Source organism: Clavibacter lycopersici (assembly GCF_003576405.1).
Taxonomy (GTDB): Bacteria; Actinomycetota; Actinomycetes; order Actinomycetales; family Microbacteriaceae; genus Clavibacter; species Clavibacter lycopersici.
On the sequence record NZ_QWGT01000423.1, the window covers coordinates 1 to 1091 of the forward strand.

The window sequence follows — 1091 nt, forward strand, 5'->3', positions numbered from 1 at the left end:
CGGGATCCTGGGCCGACCCCGCCCGCATGCTCGCCGACCGCCTCGCCTGGACGCGGCTCGCCGGCGTCGGCGACCGGCTCGCCCTCGCGATCGAGCTGCCCGCGCAGGGCCAGCGGTGGGCGCGCGTGGTCGGCGAGGTGCACCTGCTGCTGCGCGATCCCGGCGCCCGGCAGGCGGAGCTCGGCGTGGTCCTGCACGAGGACGTGCGGGGCGCGGGCCTCGCGGCGGAGGCGGCCGACCGGATCCTCGAGCTGGCGTTCGCCGAGGCGGGCGTGCACCGCGTCGCGTGCCGGGTCGACGCGGCGGACGCCACCGCGCTCGGGCTGGCCGAGCGCCTCGGCATGCGGCGGGAGGCGCTCCTCGTGCACGACAGGTGGGTGCGCGGAGCGTGGGCCGATACCGTGGTCGTGGCGCTGCTCGACGTGGAGTGGGCGGCTCGCAAGAGCCTCGACGGACTGTAGGAGGACCGCGTGACATCGACCCCCGACCCCGCCGGACGCCCGGTCGTCCCCGTCCTCGACGACGACGATGACGACGACTTCGACGAGCTGGACGAGCTCGGCGCCGGCCGCCCCGGCGATGCCGCCCGGCGCCGCACCCCCGACGAGCGCCCGCTGCGGGTGGCCGCGCTCGCCCTCATCCGCGACCGCCGCGTGCTGATGGTGCGCGTCGACGGGCAGGACGTGCTCTACCTGCCCGGCGGCAAGATCGAGCCCGGCGAGGGTGCGCGGCAGGCGCTCGTGCGCGAGGCCGCCGAGGAGGTGGGGCTCGACATCGACCCCGCCAGCATCGAGGACCTCTTCACCGTCCTGGCTGACGCGCACGGCGTGCACGCGGGGCGCCTCGTGAGCATGACCGTCTACCGCGCGGAGCCGCGGGAGGGCACCCGACAGGAGCCGGTGCCGTCGGGCGAGGTGGCAGAGGTGGAGCTGGTGGGATCCGCGGATGCGGACCGCTGCCCGCCCGCCGGGCAGGCAGCGCTGGAGCGCCTCGTGGCGCTCCGGCTCATCGACTGACGGCGTCGCCCCCCGCGGGCGTCGTGCCCGCCGTGCCGTCGGCACCGGCGTCCGGGCGGGTTGCGGCGGCCAGCT

Annotated in this window: 2 protein-coding genes; both read left to right on the forward strand. The window is 77.5% G+C overall.

Features of this window, described 5'->3' with window-relative positions; translation table 11 throughout:
- On the forward strand, positions 1–461 hold a 461-nt coding region (locus tag DZG00_RS15670), incomplete at its 5' end, for a GNAT family N-acetyltransferase (RefSeq protein WP_147360074.1).
- A gap of 9 nt (positions 462–470) precedes the next feature.
- The gene (locus DZG00_RS15675) at positions 471–1016 is read left to right on the forward strand and encodes an NUDIX hydrolase (protein ID WP_199689840.1); all 546 of its coding nucleotides are present in this window, start codon (positions 471–473) and stop codon (positions 1014–1016) included.
- The last annotated feature ends 75 nt before the right edge of the window (positions 1017–1091 follow it).